Genomic DNA, 256 nt, shown 5'->3' on the forward strand with positions numbered 1-256 from the left:
CGCGATGCCGAGCTGATTGCCGAGATCGCGCGTTACGTTGAAGCGCACCCCAGTCGTGGCTTCTGGAAGTGCAGCGACTACCTTCGCAAGCAGCAACCAGGTTGGAATCCCAAACGCATCTATCGCGCTTTGATACGCCCAGGATTTCTTAGACATCTCAAGGCCATGGAAAATGGCTGATTCGGAGGTGTCCATGAGCAGTAAGCGGTATACGGATGAGTTCAAGATCGAGGCGGTCCGGCAAGTGACCGATCGT

Annotated in this window: 1 pseudogene; it reads left to right on the forward strand. The window is 55.1% G+C overall.

What is annotated here, in order from left to right:
- Nucleotides 1-126: pseudogene (locus F7R02_RS26070) on the forward strand (IS3-like element ISXac4 family transposase); the annotation flags it as partial.
- Nucleotides 127-256 lie beyond the last annotated feature (130 nt).

Origin of the sequence: Xanthomonas cissicola (genome assembly GCF_008801575.1) — a bacterium.
Taxonomy (GTDB): domain Bacteria; phylum Pseudomonadota; class Gammaproteobacteria; order Xanthomonadales; family Xanthomonadaceae; genus Xanthomonas; species Xanthomonas cissicola.